This window comes from Mycobacterium sp. IDUB_37 (genome assembly GCF_055419245.1).
Genome location: NZ_JBVAXG010000055.1, coordinates 1 through 283, shown reverse-complemented (window position 1 = coordinate 283; position 283 = coordinate 1). Strand labels below are relative to the sequence as shown.

Here is a 283-nt window from a genome sequence, read left to right as displayed (position 1 = left end):
GGTGGCACCGCCGGCGTCCAGGGCGGCGGCGGTAAGGGCGGTAACGGTGCCGTCGGTGGCCTCGGCGGGGCCGGCGGTACCGGCACGGCCAGCGGGGACGCCGCGGTCGCGGGCCAGGCCGGCGGCCAGGGCGGCCAGGGCGGTACCGGTGGGGCCGCGGGTGCCGCGGGTGCCGGAGTGAACACCACCGCCACCGCCGGGGTGGCCGGTAACGGCGGTGCGGGCGGCCTCGGCGGTAACGGTGGGGCCGGCGCGGCGAACACCACGACCGCGGCGGCCGGCG

Annotated in this window: 1 protein-coding gene; it reads left to right on the top strand. The window is 82.3% G+C overall.

Going from position 1 to position 283, the window contains the following annotated elements:
- A partial coding sequence (locus tag ACZY1I_RS32280) for a hypothetical protein (protein ID WP_463761721.1) occupies positions 1 to 283 on the top strand: 283 nt, incomplete at both ends.